Source organism: Aeromonas enterica, assembly GCF_054052465.1.
Genome location: NZ_JBSTYL010000009.1, coordinates 16,078 through 33,300, shown reverse-complemented (window position 1 = coordinate 33,300; position 17,223 = coordinate 16,078). Strand labels below are relative to the sequence as shown.

19 protein-coding genes are annotated in these 17,223 nt (G+C 61.4%); 8 read left to right on the top strand and 11 right to left on the bottom strand.

The window, feature by feature from the left end; all coding sequences use genetic code 11:
- Positions 1-37: 37 nt before the first annotated feature.
- Positions 38-1,837: a signal recognition particle-docking protein FtsY gene (ftsY, locus tag ACW5XD_RS11660; protein WP_456495020.1), complete on the bottom strand. Its 1,800-nt coding sequence runs from the start codon at positions 1,835-1,837 to the stop codon at positions 38-40.
- 111 nt (positions 1,838-1,948) lie between these two features.
- Here ftsY and rsmD point away from each other — a divergent pair, with 111 nt between their 5' ends.
- Positions 1,949-2,578 carry a 16S rRNA (guanine(966)-N(2))-methyltransferase RsmD gene (rsmD, locus tag ACW5XD_RS11655; RefSeq protein WP_456495019.1) on the top strand — a complete coding sequence of 210 codons (630 nt, stop codon included), beginning with the start codon at positions 1,949-1,951 and terminating at the stop codon, positions 2,576-2,578.
- 107 nt (positions 2,579-2,685) lie between these two features.
- The gene (locus ACW5XD_RS11650) at positions 2,686-2,997 is read left to right on the top strand and encodes a DUF1145 domain-containing protein (RefSeq protein WP_456495018.1); all 312 of its coding nucleotides are present in this window, start codon (positions 2,686-2,688) and stop codon (positions 2,995-2,997) included.
- A gap of 38 nt (positions 2,998-3,035) precedes the next feature.
- Here ACW5XD_RS11650 and ACW5XD_RS11645 read toward each other — a convergent pair whose 3' ends face one another.
- Positions 3,036-3,401 (bottom strand): YijD family membrane protein, encoded by a 366-nt coding sequence (locus tag ACW5XD_RS11645; RefSeq protein ID WP_456495017.1) that lies wholly within the window; start codon positions 3,399-3,401, stop codon positions 3,036-3,038.
- A 19-nt stretch (positions 3,402-3,420) separates the two neighbouring features.
- On the bottom strand, positions 3,421-4,041 hold the full coding sequence (gene fabR / locus ACW5XD_RS11640) for an HTH-type transcriptional repressor FabR (protein ID WP_043139764.1): 621 nt from the start codon (positions 4,039-4,041) through the stop codon (positions 3,421-3,423).
- A gap of 149 nt (positions 4,042-4,190) precedes the next feature.
- Here fabR and ACW5XD_RS11635 point away from each other — a divergent pair, with 149 nt between their 5' ends.
- Entirely contained in the window at positions 4,191-5,309 is a 1,119-nt protein-coding gene (locus ACW5XD_RS11635) for a fatty acid desaturase (protein ID WP_456495016.1), read from the top strand.
- A gap of 484 nt (positions 5,310-5,793) precedes the next feature.
- Here ACW5XD_RS11635 and ACW5XD_RS11630 read toward each other — a convergent pair whose 3' ends face one another.
- Positions 5,794-7,047 (bottom strand): phospholipase D family protein, encoded by a 1,254-nt coding sequence (locus ACW5XD_RS11630; protein WP_456495015.1) that lies wholly within the window; start codon positions 7,045-7,047, stop codon positions 5,794-5,796.
- A 78-nt stretch (positions 7,048-7,125) separates the two neighbouring features.
- On the opposite strand from ACW5XD_RS11630, the gene ACW5XD_RS11625 reads away from it, so the two are divergent.
- A complete protein-coding gene (locus tag ACW5XD_RS11625) occupies positions 7,126-7,272 on the top strand; it encodes a hypothetical protein (protein WP_456495014.1) in 147 nt (48 codons plus the stop codon).
- 15 nt (positions 7,273-7,287) lie between these two features.
- Here ACW5XD_RS11625 and ACW5XD_RS11620 read toward each other — a convergent pair whose 3' ends face one another.
- The 3 genes from ACW5XD_RS11620 to tatA all read right to left on the bottom strand — a co-directional run bounded on the left by ACW5XD_RS11620 (position 7,288) and on the right by tatA (position 9,318).
- Positions 7,288-8,712 (bottom strand): transglycosylase SLT domain-containing protein, encoded by a 1,425-nt coding sequence (locus tag ACW5XD_RS11620; RefSeq protein WP_456495013.1) that lies wholly within the window; start codon positions 8,710-8,712, stop codon positions 7,288-7,290.
- A gap of 127 nt (positions 8,713-8,839) precedes the next feature.
- Positions 8,840-9,142 (bottom strand): YfcZ/YiiS family protein, encoded by a 303-nt coding sequence (locus ACW5XD_RS11615; protein ID WP_042868550.1) that lies wholly within the window; start codon positions 9,140-9,142, stop codon positions 8,840-8,842.
- Positions 9,143-9,156: 14 nt separating this feature from the next.
- Positions 9,157-9,318 (bottom strand): twin-arginine translocase TatA/TatE family subunit, encoded by a 162-nt coding sequence (gene tatA, locus ACW5XD_RS11610; RefSeq protein ID WP_043141356.1) that lies wholly within the window; start codon positions 9,316-9,318, stop codon positions 9,157-9,159.
- A gap of 274 nt (positions 9,319-9,592) precedes the next feature.
- Here tatA and ACW5XD_RS11605 point away from each other — a divergent pair, with 274 nt between their 5' ends.
- Positions 9,593-10,561 carry a LysR substrate-binding domain-containing protein gene (locus ACW5XD_RS11605; protein ID WP_456495012.1) on the top strand — a complete coding sequence of 323 codons (969 nt, stop codon included), beginning with the start codon at positions 9,593-9,595 and terminating at the stop codon, positions 10,559-10,561.
- A gap of 75 nt (positions 10,562-10,636) precedes the next feature.
- Here the strand turns inward: ACW5XD_RS11605 and ACW5XD_RS11600 are convergent, their stop codons facing one another.
- Together ACW5XD_RS11600 and ACW5XD_RS11595 are read right to left on the bottom strand one after the other, a co-directional pair.
- Positions 10,637-11,236 (bottom strand): YhgN family NAAT transporter, encoded by a 600-nt coding sequence (locus tag ACW5XD_RS11600; protein WP_456495011.1) that lies wholly within the window; start codon positions 11,234-11,236, stop codon positions 10,637-10,639.
- Between the two features lie 101 nt (positions 11,237-11,337).
- Positions 11,338-11,583 (bottom strand): YecH family metal-binding protein, encoded by a 246-nt coding sequence (locus ACW5XD_RS11595; RefSeq protein ID WP_042868543.1) that lies wholly within the window; start codon positions 11,581-11,583, stop codon positions 11,338-11,340.
- Between the two features lie 208 nt (positions 11,584-11,791).
- On the opposite strand from ACW5XD_RS11595, the gene ACW5XD_RS11590 reads away from it, so the two are divergent.
- The gene (locus ACW5XD_RS11590) at positions 11,792-13,075 is read left to right on the top strand and encodes a dicarboxylate/amino acid:cation symporter (RefSeq protein ID WP_456495010.1); all 1,284 of its coding nucleotides are present in this window, start codon (positions 11,792-11,794) and stop codon (positions 13,073-13,075) included.
- A 14-nt stretch (positions 13,076-13,089) separates the two neighbouring features.
- On the opposite strand, the gene ACW5XD_RS11585 is transcribed toward ACW5XD_RS11590, so the two are convergent.
- Together ACW5XD_RS11585 and ACW5XD_RS11580 are read right to left on the bottom strand one after the other, a co-directional pair.
- Positions 13,090-13,404, bottom strand: a complete 315-nt coding sequence (locus ACW5XD_RS11585) for a putative signal transducing protein (protein ID WP_043557072.1) — start codon at positions 13,402-13,404, stop codon at positions 13,090-13,092.
- Between the two features lie 119 nt (positions 13,405-13,523).
- Positions 13,524-14,426 (bottom strand): LysR substrate-binding domain-containing protein, encoded by a 903-nt coding sequence (locus ACW5XD_RS11580; RefSeq protein ID WP_456495009.1) that lies wholly within the window; start codon positions 14,424-14,426, stop codon positions 13,524-13,526.
- A gap of 99 nt (positions 14,427-14,525) precedes the next feature.
- Between ACW5XD_RS11580 and ACW5XD_RS11575 the strand changes: the two genes are divergently transcribed.
- On the top strand, positions 14,526-15,578 hold the full coding sequence (locus ACW5XD_RS11575) for an HlyD family secretion protein (RefSeq protein ID WP_456495008.1): 1,053 nt from the start codon (positions 14,526-14,528) through the stop codon (positions 15,576-15,578).
- A complete protein-coding gene (locus ACW5XD_RS11570; RefSeq protein ID WP_456495007.1) occupies positions 15,578-17,131 on the top strand; it encodes a DHA2 family efflux MFS transporter permease subunit in 1,554 nt (517 codons plus the stop codon). Before ACW5XD_RS11575 ends, ACW5XD_RS11570 begins: the two co-directional genes overlap by 1 nt.
- The last annotated feature ends 92 nt before the right edge of the window (positions 17,132-17,223 follow it).

Here is a 17,223-nt window from a genome sequence, read left to right as displayed (position 1 = left end):
GAGTCGGGGCATGTGGCGCTTACCATCACGCCTGAGCTTACTCATCGCGACTGAACAGTGCCTCGATAAAGTCGTTGGCGACGAAGGGGCGCAGATCGTCGATCCCCTCGCCCACCCCGATATAGCGGATCGGGATCTGGAACTTGTCCGCCACCGCGAAGATGACGCCGCCCTTGGCAGTCCCGTCCAGCTTGGTGAGGACGATACCGTCCAGCCCCACCGCCTCGCTGAACAGCTTGGCCTGGCTAAGGGCGTTCTGGCCTGTGCCCGCATCCAGGGTAAGCATGACCTCGTGGGGCGCCTCTTCATCCAGCTTCTTCATCACCCGCACCACTTTCTTGAGCTCTTCCATCAGGTTGCTCTTGTTTTGCAGGCGGCCGGCAGTGTCGGCGATCAGCACGTCGGCCCCGCGCGAACGGGCAGCCTCGATGGCGTCATAGATGACGGAGGCGGAGTCGGCGCCGGTATGCTGGGCGATCACAGGGATGTTGTTGCGCTGACCCCATACCTGCAGCTGCTCGACCGCAGCGGCGCGGAAGGTATCGCCGGCGGCCAGCATGACGCTCTTGCCTTCGGCCTGGAACTGCTTGGCCAGCTTGCCGATGGTGGTGGTCTTGCCGACGCCGTTCACACCAACCATCAGGATCACGTAGGGCTTCTTGCTGGTGTCGATCACCAGCGGCTGCTCGACCTGGGCCAGCATGGCGCCCATGTCCTGCTTGAGCAGGCCGTAGAGCGCCTCGGCATCCTTGAGCTGCTTGCGATCCGCATGCTGTACAAGGCCATCTATGATGCGGCGTGTGGTATCGACGCCCAGATCGGCGGTCAGCAGCTGGGTCTCCAGCTCTTCAAACAACTCATCGTCGATCTTCTTGCCACTGAACAGGCCGAAGAAACCGGAGCCAATATTCTCCTTGGTGCGCACCAGACTGCGCTTGAGGCGGGCAAAGAAGCCCTCCCGCTGCGGCTTGTCCTGGGTATCGTCATCCACCTTGGCGGCCAGCGGCAAGGCAGCCAGTGCGGCGGCTTCAGCCTCCATCTCGGCGACCAGGCGAAGATCTTCCGCTCTCTGGGCCTCTTTGGCGATACGAGCCTCTTCGGCGGCCTGGGCTTCGGCGACGATGCGGGCGTCTTCCGCAGCCTGCGCCTCGGCAGCGATACGGGCTTCTTCCACAGCCTGTGCCTCGGCAGCGATACGAGCGGCTTCGACAGCCTGCGCCTCGGCGGCAACACGGGCGGCTTCGGCAACCTCTGCCTCGGCGGCAACACGGGCGGCTTCGGCAGCCTCTGCCTCGGCGGCGATACGAGCAGCTTCGGCAGCCTGCGCCTCGGCGACAATACGAGCGGCTTCGGCAGCCTGCGCCTCGGCGGCGATACGGGCGGCTTCGGTAGCCTCTGCCTCGGCGGCGATACGAGCAGCTTCGGCAGCCTGCGCCTCGGCGGCGATACGGGCGGCTTCGGTAGCCTGCGCCTCGGCAACGATACGGGCGGCTTCGGTAGCCTGCGCCTCGGCACTCTCCTGCTCGATCAGCAGTTCATTGACGATGACGGGCTCCAGCTCGGAGGCACACTCTTCCACCACCAGCGGACCCGCGTCCAGATCGGTGGGGGCACAGCAATCGTCATCGTGCGCAGCGCCAGCGGGCAGGAGATCATTCTGTGCGCTGACGGGCAATTCAGTGGGCACTACCGGCGTAGTATCGGAAACGGGAGCGGAGTGAGCTACGACCTCAGGCTCAACGATAATGGGGGTGGCTTGGGGTGTCTGTGGTTGGACAGCCTCAGCCTCTTCTTTCTTGCGGCCGAAACCCAGCCAGGAAAACAAACCTTTTGCCATCTAAAAAATACTCACTTCGTTGGCTGACTGCTAAGATAGCCGTCCCTCGGCGGGTCGGCATAAAAATGAACCGCCTTATACTACCACTTTATTTTCTGACGACGAAACGCGATGCCCAGAGTGAAACCCAGCCGTAACATCCCGAACAAGAGCCCGGCCCCGCAGGGGAAATCGGGCTTTGTCAGAATCATCAGCGGCCAGTGGAAGGGCCGCAAATTGCCGGTCAAGGATGTGGAGGGGCTCAGACCCACCACGGATCGCGTCAAGGAGACCATCTTCAACTGGCTGGCCCCCCATGTCCGTGGCACCCGCTGTCTGGATCTGTTCGCCGGCAGCGGCGGCCTGGGGCTGGAGGCGCTGTCGCGCTATGCCGAGCAGGTGACCCTGATCGAAATGGACAAGAGCGCCGCCGACCAGATCAAGAAGAATCTGGCCGCCCTCGGCAGCAATCAGGGCCAGGTGATCCAGTCCGATGCCGTCAGCTGGCTGCAAGGCCCGGCCACGCCGTTCGATCTGGTGTTCCTCGATCCGCCGTTTCGGCGCGAGCTGCTGCCCCAGATATGCGAGCTGCTGGAGCAACGCGGCTGGCTGGCACCGGATGCCCTCATCTATCTGGAGCGGGAGAAGGAGATGGCCGATCTGGCACTCCCTGCCAGCTGGCAACTGCTCAAGGACAAGCAGGCAGGCCAGGTCTGCTATCAACTCTATCTGCGGGACACCAAGAATGACGCTGCGGTTTAAATGCCGAGGGGGAGATGGGTGCTGTGCCCCCCGTCAATCTGGGCAACAGCTCAACGACAAACAGGCCGGTCAGGTCTGCTATCAACTCTATCTGCGGGAGGTAAACGATGAAGCGGGTATTTAATCTGTTGGCGATGGGGCTGATCCTGTTCTTCTGGTTCGGCGTGCTGGTCAGTCTGCTCGCCCCCCTGCCAGGCAAATTGAACGGTTTTCTGCCGGTCTGCGGCGTGATCGTGATCCTGATGCACTGGGTCCAGGCCAGCATGGTCAAGGCCGCCTGCAAGCCCTACTTCGCGGTGAGCCGGCTCGAATTCGTCCAGGTGCTGGTGTTCGGCGTGTTTGGCATGGTGGAGATCCGGGCCCGACTGCAGGCCATAGTGGGCGCCAAGCAGCGCGGCACAGACAACAAAGCCGGGTGATCCCGGCTCTGTCATGATTTACCTAGAAGGAGTGCTGGTCACTCCTTCTCTTTTTTCCCCACGCTGATGCCGAGCTTGATGGAGAGCACGGCCAGCAGCAGCAGCATCATGATAAGCGAGAAGAAGTTGCTGCCAAGTTCGGGATACTGCACCTTGACCAGCGCCGAGTGACCGAAGCCACCGATAAAGAAGCAGAGCAGCATGCAGAGCGGGGTGTTGCCCTCCAGCGACACATGGCGGTAGTGCTGGTAGAGCTGATAAGCGGCCAGCACGAAGGCGATCATGGGGAAGAAGGAGAAGGGCACCACCGACTCTGACAATACCGTCAGAGAGGCATCGCCACAGATGCCGATGAGCAAGGCCAGCAGCAGAGGTTTCTTCGGGATCGGATTCTGATCATGCATGGAACTGTCCATCCTTGATTTAAGAAAGAGGTTGGCGGCGCTTCTGGTTCTGAACCTCGGCGCCCATGGCGATCATGCGCAGCTGGCTGATGGTGCGATCGGACAGAGCCCGGCACTCTTCGCTGGTCATGTCGAGGGCATCGGCGCCGGCGCTGAAGACGATAGTCACCATGGCTTCGGCCTGGATATAGGCCTCTTCCCTCGGCGCCCCCGTGGTGGCTTCGAGGTAATCGGTCAGCTCGGCAATGAAGTGCTGTATCTCCCGCGCCACCGCCTGCCGAAATGCCGCCGAGGTGCCAGAACGCTCACGCAGCAACAGCCGGAAGATATTCGGATTGTTCTCGACGAACTCCATGAAGGTCTGCACCGAGGTGCTGATGACGCTGCCACCGCCAGCGATGCGCTGGCGCGCCTGGCGCATCAGCTGGCGCAGGGTCAGGCCACCTTCATCCACCAGGGTCAGCCCCAGCTCCTCCATGTCGCGAAAATGGCGATAGAAAGAGGTCGGCGCTATGCCCGCCTCCCGCGCAACTTCCCGCAGGCTGAGGTTGGAAAAGCTGCGATTGGCGCACAGTTGGCTGAACGCCGCATCGATCAGAGTACGCCGGGTTTTTTCTTTTTGTTGCGCGCGAATACCCACGAAAACAGTCACCTTCAGGTTATCGAGGCCAAATGATAACCCGAAGGCCGAGCCGGGATCAGGTTTGTCTCCTACTTTTTTACCATTGACCCGAATTCTGGCTGCGTGGAGAATAGCGCACAGCTGTTCGCTGAAAGGAACCGAGTGAGATGGAACGCCCCCCGATCATCATGACCAATACCCTGCTGTTTGCCCTCTCCGGGCTGACCGCACTGATCGCCGTGCCCTGGTACGGCATGACCCATGGCTATGACCTCTGGCAGTGGAGCTGCTTCCTGCTGCTGTTCTGTTACAGCGGCATCTCCATCACGGCCGGCTACCACCGCCTCTGGTCGCACAAGGCATACAAGGCCCACCCTATCCTGCAGTGGATCTTCGCCATCGGCGGTGCCCTCGCCTTGCAAAACTCGGCCCAGCACTGGTCTTCCGATCACCGCCGCCACCATCGCCATGTGGATGACAACCTGAAGGATCCCTACAGCGCGGGTCGCGGCTTCTGGTACTCCCACATCGGCTGGATGCTGCGCGAGTACCAGCGCGATATCTACAACGATTACAGCAACGTGCGGGATCTGCAGAACAACCCCGTCGTCGTCTTCCAGCACAAACACTATCTGGCGCTGACCCTGGCCACCAACCTAGGGATACCGCTGCTGCTGGGGCTCGTCCACGGCGATCTGCTCGGCATGCTGCTGCTGGCCGGGGTGCTGCGCATGGTGATGACCCACCACACCACCTTCTTCATCAACTCCCTGGCTCACATCTGGGGCAGCCAGCCGTTTACCGACCGCAACACGGCGCGGGACAACGGCATCCTGGCCTTCTTCACCTTCGGTGAGGGCTATCACAACTTTCACCACCTGTTCGAGAATGACTATCGCAACGGCATCCACTGGTGGCAGTTCGATCCCACCAAGTGGCTGATCCGCAGCGCCTCCTGGTGCGGGCTGACCCGGGACCTGAGATCCTGTCCGGAAGAGCGGATCGAACAGGCCAGGCTGGAGATGCAGCTCAAGCGGGCGCAGGCCAAGTTGCGCAAGCAGGAAGACAGGGAGCTGTGGCAGGCGCTGTTGCAGGAGGAGTACGACAAGCTGAGCCAGCAGTTGCAACACTACTACGCCAGCCGCAAGCGCTTGCTGGAACAACGCAAGCGCAAGGCACTGGCCCGCTATGACAAGTTGAAGCTGCAGCTGGAGTATCGCAACCTGCACGATGGCTTCGTTGCCAGCAAGCGCAACTGGAGCCGGCTGCTGGCTGGCATCGCCTGACCATAGGCCGTCGGGCTGAACAGAGAAAAAGACCGCCAACCGGCGGTTTTTTTCTGGGTGCCACTCAGCCAGCGGGCCATAAAAAAATGGGGTGACATTTCCATGTCACCCCCTCGCAAATAGCATGTTCCATATTGGAATCCGGCCCTGTCGGGTGCCTGCCCTGTTTCCTGAGTTTCCGCTACCCATCTGAAGCAGGCGCCTGCTGGAGCAATCCAGTCGGCCAGTACCCTTCACGACCCTCTTCCGCACGGCAGGCAAGCCACCGTGTTTGTCCTTGCAACTGAAATATTACGCAGTTAAATAAAATAAAAAACCGTTTTATTCATTGGCGTATGCAAGTGATGGGGTGCTCTCAGGATTCCTGCATCTAAACAAACTGATTAAAAACAATACGATAAAAAAAATCATCGCCTTTGGATGGCAAACGTTATCCTCGAAGGCGCACAAGGCTTTGCGAGATCTCGCACAAGAAATAACCCGCTCACAACCAGCGCTGCAACGGCAACCAGTCGCTCACCTTGGCCAGCAGCCGGCGCAGGGTTGATTGTGGTGCGGCAACGGAATGGGACGACCGCTGCTGCCACCCCGTCAGCCACAGTTGCAACTCGGCACAGAGCGCGGGGCACTCCAGGTGCAACATCAGCTCCGTATTGAGCATCAGGGAGCGGGGATCCAGATTGAAGCTGCCGAGTAGCGCCTCCCCTTCCCCGATCAGGATCAGCTTGGCGTGCAGGCTGAGAGCCTCCCCCTCCAGCTCGGACAACGCTATCCCCTGCCGTATCAGCCAGGGGCGATGACGCCGATAGGCGCCATACACCAGTGGCACGTCCGTGCTGGCCAGGGAGTTGGTAAGAATCTCTATGTTCACCCCCGCCTGACGCTGCTGCCTGAGCCGGCGGCGCAACCCCCGGGTCAGGATCAGGTAAGGACTCACCAACTTCAGACTCCCCAGATTGTCGGCCAGCTTGCGCCAGAGCAGGGGAGCCGTGGTCGGCCGCGACACCAGCCCCTTGCCGGGCCGGTCGAACCACACTTCGGCCTGTCCCGGATGCCAGTTCAGGGAGGCAGGCTCGGCGTCAAACAGGCTGGCGGGCAGGTCATAGACGGCCGCCACCTGCGGCTCGGTCAGGGTGAGCAGAAAGTCGTTCACCGCCGTCACCTCGGCTCGCAGCAAGGGCCGACGCAGCAGGCGGCGGATCGGGTGGCTCCAGCGGCTGCGCCAAAATTGATCGAAGCCCTGTTCTGCCTGCTGGCAGAGCGGGCCACGGCAGGCGAGATCCAGATCGACGAACTGGGGCGGACCGCCCAGCCCGAAGTAGCGGTCACCTATGTTGCGGCCACCGATCACCGCCTGGCTGCCATCCACCAGCAACAGCTTGTTGTGCATGCGGTGATTGATGCGGCGAAAACTGAACATCCCCTCCAGCAGCAGGGTCAGCGGACGCCAACCCCGCAACCAGAAGGGGTTGAACAGCCGCACCTCTATGCCGGGTTGATGGGCCACCATCTCCAGGAAACGGTTGTCGCCGGCATAGAGGTCGTCGATGAGCAGCTGTACCCGCACCCCGCGCCGGGCCGCATGCAGCAACTCGGACAACAGCAGCTTGCCGCTGCTGTCCTCCTCCCAGCTGTAGTATTGGGCCTGGATCCGGCAGCGGGCGTTGCGGATCAGCTGGCAGCGTACCTTGAGCGCCAGCTCGGGTTGGTCAATCAGTGCAAATTCGCCGGGGATCATGGCGTCATCTGCCTGTCATGGGGAAATGGCATAACGCTGGCTACAGGCCTCGTTGGAATATGGATGAAGGAATTTACCATGGAACTCACGGATCGCCCCGCCATCAGCCATCGACCGCAAGCCAGTCAGCCGGATCCCTCGCCGACCGGCCAGCTGGCTCCCTGGTATCTGCAGCACAGGGATCAGGGTTGGGAACTCTTTGTCCCACCCGCCCAACCTGTCTAGACGGGCGAGAAAACATCAGGGCTGGGCCACCGCCTCGATGGCGGCTGCCTTGCCCTCCAGCTGCGGCAGGCTGAAACGATAAGCCACGTAGTACTTGTAGATGGTGCTGACGTAGTTGATGGGCCCCTGGCCAACCTCGTTGGCCACCAGCTGCTCCACGTTGCCAAACCAGACATTCGGATCCAGCCCGGCGGCCTTGGCCTTGGCCCTGAGCGCCTGCACCCGGTTCGGGCCGGCATTGTAGGCCGCCAGCGCAAACAGGTGGCGGTTGAGCACATCCAGCCCGGGATCGTCGAAGTAGGTATCCAGGATCAGCCGCATGTAGCGGCAGGCCGCCTCCACATTGCCCTCCAGGCTGGCGAGCCTGGCACCACGAATGCCCACCTCCCCCCCCGTACTCGGCAACAACTGCATGATCCCCACAGCCCCCCGCTCTGAACGCACACTGGCATTGAGGCCCGACTCCTTGTAGGCCAGCGCCGCCAGCATCAGCCAGTCCAGCCGGTACTTGTCGGCCTGCTGCTCCAGCACCTTGCGAATGGTCGACAGTCGCCCCAGAGGATCCGGCGCCAGAATATTGCTCATCTGATCACTGCGGGCCAGCAGGCGGCGCAGGGTCATGTCGCTGTAGAGAGTGCGCTTGCCCGCATCGGCCAGATAACCGTTGACCGCCTTGAGCAGCTCGGGGCTGTTGTTGCGCAGCGCCCAGGCACTGCGGCCCTTGTCCCGCAGCGGGATCAACTTGTGAGCTCTCAGGCCGCTGATCATGCCAAGCCAGATGCGGCCCTTGAAGCTGTCGGTAACCGTGAGCGGAATGATGCCGGCCGCCACCATCTCCAGCAGATCCCCGTCCTGCAGGTATTCGGGCACCGTCTCTATGTAGATGGGCGGCAACCCCAGCTCGCGAAACAGCCAGTTGAGCTGGCGCAGGCTCTCGTAATAACTGGAGCTGGCCCGCACCCAGATCCGTCGGCCGGAGAGCTGGGTGATGCGGTTGAAGGTCGGCAGGGAATGCTGGCTCACCACCCACTCTTCGATGGGGGCGATCACCGGATCGGAAAAGGTCACCTGCTCACGCCGGGTCGGCGTCACCGTCATGTTGGCCGCCACCAGGTCGCCACGCCCCTCTGCGAGGTAGTCCAGCAGCTTGTCCTGGCGTACGGGTATGTAGATGATCTTGAGCTTGATCTTCTCCTTGGCGAGATAGGTCTGGTTCAGCCAGCGCTCGAACCCCTGCAGCTGATTGACCAGGATGCCATGCTGAGTCCCCTTGTCGAAGAAAAAGAAGCCCCGCTCATAGACCACCAGAGCCCTGAGTTCTTTCTTTTGCAGAATATGTTCGAGGTCCCCGGGTTGGGGCAGGCGCTGTGGCTTGAGATCAGCCGCCAGCAGAGGAAGACACCAGAGGGCCAGCAGGCCCCATATCCATCGCAGCCTCATTATGTGGTCGCCTTCTGTTGGCCGACTCGCGTCGGGCAAAGCCGTCTGTGGGATAACTAACTATAGAACGCAGACCCACAGCAGAAGGGTCAACACGGCAGGCGAGCCCGCCGTGTCATCACTGGGCTCAGATAGAGCGGGCACGCATCTCGAAAATCAGTTTTTCGGCGGTGCAGGTAAATTGCAGACGGGCTTTCAGGATCACGCCGTTGGCGCCCTGGCTCAGTTCGCTGCTGATGCTGGCTTCGGCAGTCACCTGTTTGGCCAGTGCCTCATAAGCGGCCAGCTTGGCGCGGGCATCGGCTTCTGCCGCCGCCTCGATCACCAGATCCATTACATCGTCACCTTCACCTATGATGGTGCCGATCTCGGCGAAACAGCCGCAGCTGTCACAGGTTTCATTCAATTCGACTTTCTCGTCTACAGACATCACTCAACTCCCACTTATTTCGGCTGTACTTCATCGTCACGCAAGGCTTTACGAAAATCCTTGATGGCGGTGCCCAGATCCTCACCGGCGCCGGCCAGGCGTTTGCTGCCAAACACCACGACCACGACCACGAGCAGGATCAACAAATGCCAGATATGAATTCCACCGAGTCCCATAGGGATACTCCTGACTGATAGATACCGATTGTTTGTATCAAAAGAAGGCGCAAAGATTGTTGGGCAAAATCAAGACAGGTGCAAGTTTGCAAATAAATCACCCAAAAAAATACGGCGACCCAGGGTCGCCGTATCACTTGATGCTACTTGTCCCCTCAACCACTACATCCTGTACCAGCCGCCATTGAAGGCGAGAGACGTTTCGAGCATAAGTTCGCCTAGATATGAAAACAAATGGTATAAATTCATCTAAGAATTGAAGAGGATTCATATCATGTTGCTGGAACAGCTGGGGCGTATCGACCTCAATCTATTGATAATCCTGCAAGTTTTACTGGAAGAGCGGAACGGCAGCCGGGCGGCTCGCCGCCTGCACCTGAGCCAGTCTGCCGTCAGCAAGGCCCTTGGCCGCCTGCGGGAAACTTTCGATGACCCCCTGTTCGTGCGCTCTGCCTACGGGCTGGAGCCCACCGCCCGCGCCCTCAGTCTGCAACAACAACTGCAGCCCATACTGCTGTCGCTGGACAACCTGATCCAGCCGCCGGATTTCGATCCGGCCAATACCGAGCGGGAATTCGTCATCGCCAGCATGGACAGCGCCTTCACCCTGTTCGCCCCGCTCTACCTGAGCGAGCTGAAACGGCAGGCGCCGGGCATACGGCTGCGCTACGAGGAGTGGACCGAGAACAGCCTGACCGAGATGAGCCAGGGCCAGGTGGACATCGCCTTCACGGTGCGGGAGAACTGCATCAGCTCGGATTTTCGGCTCGACACCCTGCCCAACGCCATCTGCCAGCGCTTGCTCGCCATCGATGACCTCACCTGTCTGGTGCAGCACGATCATCCGGCCCTGCACGAGCCCGAGTGGGATCTCGCCCGCTACCTAGCCTATCCCCATGTGCAGACCTATTGCGAGGGGCGGGACCGCTGGATGCTGGATCACAAGCTGGCGGGGATGGATCTCTACCGCCGGATCGAGGCGACCGTGCCCTCGTTCGAGGCGGCGCTGCGCATGGGCATGCACTCGGACATGATAGTGACCCTGTCTAGGCTCTATGCCCGTCACGCCACCCAGGTCTATCCGCTGGTGCCGCTGCCGCTGCCCATAGCGCTAGACAGCATCTCCCACCTGCTGATCTGGCATCAGCGCCACGAGGAGGATCCTGGCCACCGCTGGCTGCGGGAAACCCTGCTCGCCCTCATCATGAGCAAGCTGGAGCCCTCGGCAATCGAGCGCGCTTGACTCAAGAAACCATAGCGTCACAGGCAAAAAAACGGGGCTCACCGAACCCCGTTGCATTCGGGTGAACAGGCTAGGTCAGTTCTGGCCGGTCACTGCCAGATAGTGGTGCACGCCGTCCAGCAGCATCTGCACCGAGATCATCACCAGCAGCATACCCATCAGACGCTCCACCGCGGTGAGCCCTCGCTCACCCAGCAACTTGTTGAAGACCTCGTAGAACATCAGGATCACCGCACTGGCGCCCCAAGCCATCAGCAGGGCCAGCGACCAGTCCGCCATCCGGGTCGGCTCCTGGTTGGCCAGCAACAACAGGGAGGCGAGAATGGAGGGGCCGGCGATCATGGGAATGGCCATGGGCACCAGGAAGGGCTCCTCGCCCGCCGCCAGCCCGGTCACCCCGCCTTCACTCGGGAAGATCATCTTGATGGCGATGAGGAACAAGATGATGCCACCGGCTATGCTGACCGCTTCCTGGCGCAGATTGAGGAAATTGAGGATCTGCTGACCGGCGAACAGGAAGGCCATCATGATGGCCAGGGAGAACAGCAGCTCCCGCATCATCACCTTGCGCCGCCGCTTGGGATCGATATGACGCAGGATCGACAGGAAGACCGGCAGGTTACCCAGCGGATCCATGATCAGAAACAACATGACGGCAGCGGAGAAAGTGTCCATACAACGCCCAGGCTAAGCCTTCAACAAGGAGGGGAAAGAGGGCGAAATATAACAAAGGCGGCGGGATTCGGCGAGCGTCACAGGCCGCTCGCCGCAGGGGATCACCCGTGATTGCAGATCTTGTCGGCGTGGGTCTGGAAACCCTGCTCCGATTCGATGAACTTGCCGCGCTGGGCCAGGAAGGCGATCAACGCATCAGCATCCATCTCGCTGGCGCTGCAGGTATGAAAACGGGCGTCGGCACCGAAACGCTCATCGATCGCCTGCTTGAGGCTGGCCCGGGTAAATTGGCCACCCTGCGCCAGCATCATCTCCATCACCTCGTGACCGTGTACCGATTGAGTCATTGCAAACCTCATTAATGAACATATTTAATGTCCATTAAATCCCGCGCCGCCGCTGACGACCTTGATATAGGCCAATAAATTGCTGATTTCCCTCAGGCCGAGCTGGTTGTAAGGAGTGCTTTGTCGATAATGTGGCAACCTGACAAGGGGATGGCTACACTAACGCCCCTTTTTGCCATCGCAGACCGACTATAAGGACATTGGCGTCATGCTGTTCCATGGATTGGCTTTCAAGCCCTGGCGGATCTGGACCCGCCGTCCCCTCTGGTTGAAGACCCTGATCGGCATGCTGACGGGGATCGGACTGGGACTCGGTTTCAGTGAGCAGGCGTTGCAACTCAAACCCATTGGCGTGCTGTTCGTCAACACCATACAGATGCTGATGGTGCCCCTCATCTTCTGCTCGGTCATCGCCGGCCTCACCTCATTGCTCAAGGGCAAGAGCCTGGATCGGATCGGCAGCAAGGCCATCGGTCTCTATCTCTTTTCCACCGCCATCGCCATCTGCATCGGCCTGATGATGGGCTGGCTGCTGGAACCCGGCATGGGCGCCAATATGGGGCCCTATGAGCGCGTCGGCATGCTGGAGCAGCCGACCCTGGCCAGCGTACTGAGCCATCTGGTACCGAGCAACCCGGTGCAGGCCATGGTGGATGGCAAGATACTGCAGGTGATCGTATTCGCGGTGGCCCTCGCCCTCGCCCTCAACGCCACCGGCCGGCGCGGCCGCCCCGCCATCCTCTTCTTCACCTCGCTGGCGGAAGGGATGTTCAAGCTGACCCAGATGGTGATGGCACTGGCGCCCTACGGCGTCTGCGCCCTGATGGCCTGGATGACGGGCAAATACGGAGTGAGTCTGCTGCTGCCGCTGCTCAAGGTGATCGGCGCCGTCTATCTCGGCTGCCTGCTACACGTGCTCGGCGTTTACAGCAGCCTGCTGATCCTGCTGGCCCGGCTCAACCCGCTGCACTACTTCAAGAGCATCGTCGATGCCCAGGCCGTGGCCTTCACTAGCAGCTCCAGCAGCAGCACACTGCCCATCAGCCTGGCCTGCGCCGAGCGTCGGCTCGGGGTCTCCCCCGCCATCACCGCCAAGGTGCTGCCCATAGGCGCCACCATCAACATGGATGGCACGGCCCTCTATCAGGGGGTGACCGCCCTGTTCGTGGCGCAGGCCTTCGGGGTGGATCTGCACATGGTGGATTACCTGACCATCATCAGCATCGCCACCCTGGCCAGTATCGGCACGGCGGGCACGCCGGGCACCGGATTGATGTTGCTGACGCTGACGCTGACCGCGGTGGGATTGCCGCTGGAAGGGGTGGCGCTCATCGCCGGGATCGACCGGATCCTCGACATGGCGCGCACCACTGTCAACGTCTCCGGCGATATTCTGGTATCCGTGCTGATCGCCCGCAGCGAGAAAGAGCTGGACCTAGCGACCTATCACGACGCCAGCGCGGGAGAGGATATCGACTTCACCCTGCGCTGAGGCAGGGTGAGCGATTAATTATCGTGGGGATCGTGATGACAGCGCCAGCAGACCTCGAAGTTGGCGCCGTTCTCCTCCCCGCATTGTCCGCAGAGCCAGCCATTGCCCTGGCGCTGCTGATAGCGCTCTATGACGCGCCCCGCCTTGCTGCGATCCTGCTCGCGCACCATCAGGGTCACCTGCAACAGATCCACCGGCAGCTCACCCAGGGCGCCGGACAGCGCCTCCCCGTTGAGCCGTACCAGTACCCCTTCCACTTCCAGCGCCCCCTTCAGGGCATGGGCCTCCAGCGAATGGGAAGCCCGATAAAGATTGATCCATTGATCCATGCCTTCCCCCTGCAACCGGTTGTCGATGCCACCTGTAACCGGCACCATGCCCCTCTTCCATCCTCAGGATCGAACCGGGATCCCATGATCCAGTCCTCCCTCGTCCTCAAACCCGTCTGTCACAACAGGTTGTCGATGCCGTAATCGGCCCCCTGCGCCACCATGAAATCAATAAAGGTCCGCAACTTGCGCGGCATCAGTCGCCGCTCCGGAAACAGCAGATAAATCGGGACCTTGGGCTGCTGCCACTCCGGCAGCAAGGCCACCAGCGCCCCACTGGCCAGCTCCTCATGGCAGAGCATGGCGGGCAGAGAGGCCAGTCCCAGCCCCGCCTTCGCCGCTTCCCTGGCGCAGGTTATATTATTAACCCGAAAGCGGGAGGGAGGGTCAACCAGCACCTCTCTGCCTTCACGCTCGAAACACCAGTGAGAGGCCAAAAAACCGCTGCTCACCGCCACCCGCTCATGTAAAACCAGATCTTCCGGCCGCGTGATGGCGGGGCTGCGCGCCAGGTAGTCCGGGCTGGCACACAGCAGCCGCTCCGTGCTCCACAGGCGCCGCGCCGCCAGGTTGGAGTCGCTCATGTCGCCGATGCGCACGATCGCATCCAGTCCCTCGTTGATGGGATCCACGATGCGATTGGTCAGCTCCAGCTCCACCTGCAGGCCCGGATAGACCTGCAAGAATTTGGCCACCAGCCGGCCGACCACCAGTTGCCCCGTCTCGATAGGCACCGCCAGCTTGAGGGTGCCTGTCACCTCCTGCTGGCTGGCACTCACCATCAGCTCGGCCTGGGCCAGCTCGTCCACCGCCTTGCTGCAGCGCAGGTAATACTGCTCGCCGGCCTCGGTCAGGGTGAGCTGCCGGGTGGAGCGGTAGAGCAGCCGCACGCCGAGGCGCTGCTCCAGCTCGGCGATGCGGCGACTCACGGTCGCCTTGGTCATGCCCAGCTCCTGAGCGGCCGCGGTGAAGGAGCCCTTGTCGACGATCCGCACTAAAATCAATGCAGCGTTCAGATCCATTGTTGCACCAGTGAAACTGTATATCTCATAAATGGATACTAATCGAAACAGTTGGCCAGTGTTAGCCTGCGTCTCTTAAGTTCAGGAATCCCCCAAAAAATGAGTCAACACAAGAAGATCCCCCTGCTGGCCGCCATGGTGCTGGCCCTGCTCGGTCTGCTGTTCGCCGCCTACTGGTATCTGCATGGCCGCTATTTCGAGAGTACCGACAACGCTTACCTGCAGAGCGAGGTGACCGGGATCGGCTCCAAGCTGCCAGGCTACATCAGCGAGGTACTGGTCACCGACAACCAGGCGGTGAAGGCTGGTCAGCTGATCGCCCGCTTGGACGATCGGGAGTACAGGACCAAGGTAGCCGAGGCCGAAGCCGACCTGCGCCTCAACCAGGCGACGGCGGAGAATCTGGCCGCGACCCGCACCCAGCAGCTGAGTCTGATCCGTCAGGCCGAGGCCAAGGTCAGCTCTGCCAATGCCGAGCAGGTGCGCGCCCAGCAACAGGTGCAGCGCGTCAGCCAGCTCAACCAGCGCCACTACAGCTCGCAAGACAGTCTGGACGAGGTGCGGGCCGGACTGCAGGTCAATCTGGCACAGGAACAGGAAGCCAAAGCCGCCCGGCAAGCCGCCCGTGAACGGCTACTGGTGCTGGATGCCGAAGCCAAGCAGAACAAGGCCAGACTGGCATTGAGCTCCGCTCAGCTGGAACAGGCCAAGCTGGAGTTGACCTATACCGAGTTGCGGGCACCGGCCGACGGCATCATAGGCAAGCGCAGCCTGCGGGCGGGGCTCTACGTCCAGTCCGGTATGCAGGTCGCCAGCCTGGTGCCGCTGCAACAGGTGTGGGTCGAGGCCAACTTCAAAGAGACCCAGCTGCTGCATATGCAGCCGGGCCAGAAGGTGAAGGTGATCCTGGATGCCTATCCGGATCAGCCGGTCGAGGGGATCATCGACAGCCTGGCCCCCGCCACCGGCGCCAGATTCGCCCTGCTGCCACCGGAGAACGCCACCGGCAACTTCACCAAGATAGTGCAGCGGGTACCGGTCAAGATCCGCATCCCCGAGCCGGGCACCCTGGCTGGCAAGCTGCTGCCGGGCCTCTCCACCGAGGTGATAGTGGATACCCGGGATCCTGAACCCCTGGTCGCCGCCCACTGATGGAACCCATCCCACGTCGCAACTGGATTGCGGTCATGGGGGGCCTCATCGGCGCCTTCATGGCCATCCTCGACATCCAGATCACCAACGCCTCCCTGAAGGACATTCAGGGGGCCCTGTCGGCCACCCTGAGCGAGAGCTCCTGGATATCCACCTCCTATCTGGTGGCGGAGATGATCGCCATCCCCCTGAGCGGCTGGCTCAGCCGGGGCCTGAGCGTGCGCCGCTACCTGCTGTGGACTACGGGGGCCTTCATCATCGCCTCCGTGCTCTGCTCGTTCAGCTGGAACCTCACCAGCATGATCGTCTTCCGGGCGTTGCAGGGCTTCACCGGCGGCGCGCTGATCCCGATGGCCTTCTCCCTCATCGTCAGCCTGCTGCCGCTGCACAAGCGGGCCACCGGCATGGCGCTGTTCGGCCTCTGTGCCACCTTCGCCCCCGCCATAGGTCCGACCCTGGGCGGCTGGCTGACGGAGCAGCTCTCCTGGCACTACATCTTCTATCTGAACGTGCCACCGGGACTGCTGGTGATGGCCATGCTGGCCCACGGGCTGGACAGGAAGCCGGTGGACTGGGAGGTGATCAAGCGGGTGGATCTCATCGGCATAGTCACCATGGCGATGGGGCTGGGCCTGCTGGAGGTAGTGCTGGAAGAGGGCAATCGGGAGGACTGGTTCGGTTCCAGCTTCATAGTCCGGCTCACCGTCATCTCGGTAGTGGCCCTGGTGTTCTTCGTCATCAGCCAGTTGCTCAGACGCCATCCGCTGGTCAACCTGCGGCTGCTGCACAATCCGCGCTTCGCGCTGGCCTGCTTCGCCTATCTGGTGCTCGGCATGGCGCTGATGGGCTCCATCTATGTGCTGCCGCTCTACATGGCGCAGATCCACAACTACAACGCGCTGGAAATCGGTGAAGTGCTGATGTGGATGGGGCTGCCACAGCTGTTGGTGTTACCGCTGGTGCCCAAACTGACCCACAAGATAGATCCGCGCTACCTGGTGAGTTTCGGCTTCCTGGTATTTGCCATCAGCTGCTTCATGAACATGAACATGAGCGCCGACTACGCCGGCCCCCAGCTGATCCAGTCGCTGATAGTCCGGGCGCTGGGCCAGCCCTTCATCATGGTGCCGCTGTCGCTGGTGGCGACCGCCAGCCTGACCCATGACGAGATCCCCTCCTCCTCGACCCTGCTCAACGTGCTGCGCAACCTGGGGGGGGCCTTCGGCATCGCCATCATAGCGACCCTGATCGACAACGACACCCGCGTCCATGTCAGCCAGATCAGCAGCACCCTGGCCGCCAGCAGCATAGAGGGGCAGAGCTACCTGCTGCAGCTGGCCCAGAACATGATGGCGCAGGGCTCGGGTCCCGAACTGGCCCAGCAGCAGGCCCAGGCCATGTTGTCGAACACAATCAGCCGCGAGGCGGCCATCATGGCCTACAACCAGGTGTTCTACGTGATGGGCATCTTCCTGCTGATCGCCAGCGCCCTGATGCTGCTACTCAAGCAGCCGGCCCCCAGAGCCGCCGACGCCGAACCGCTCGAGGCATAGCAAAGCGCTGAAAACAGACAAGAAAAATGGGCCTGTTGGCCCATTCTTCTTGTCGGCGATCTTCACTCGCCGGCGAGGATCAACATTCAGGT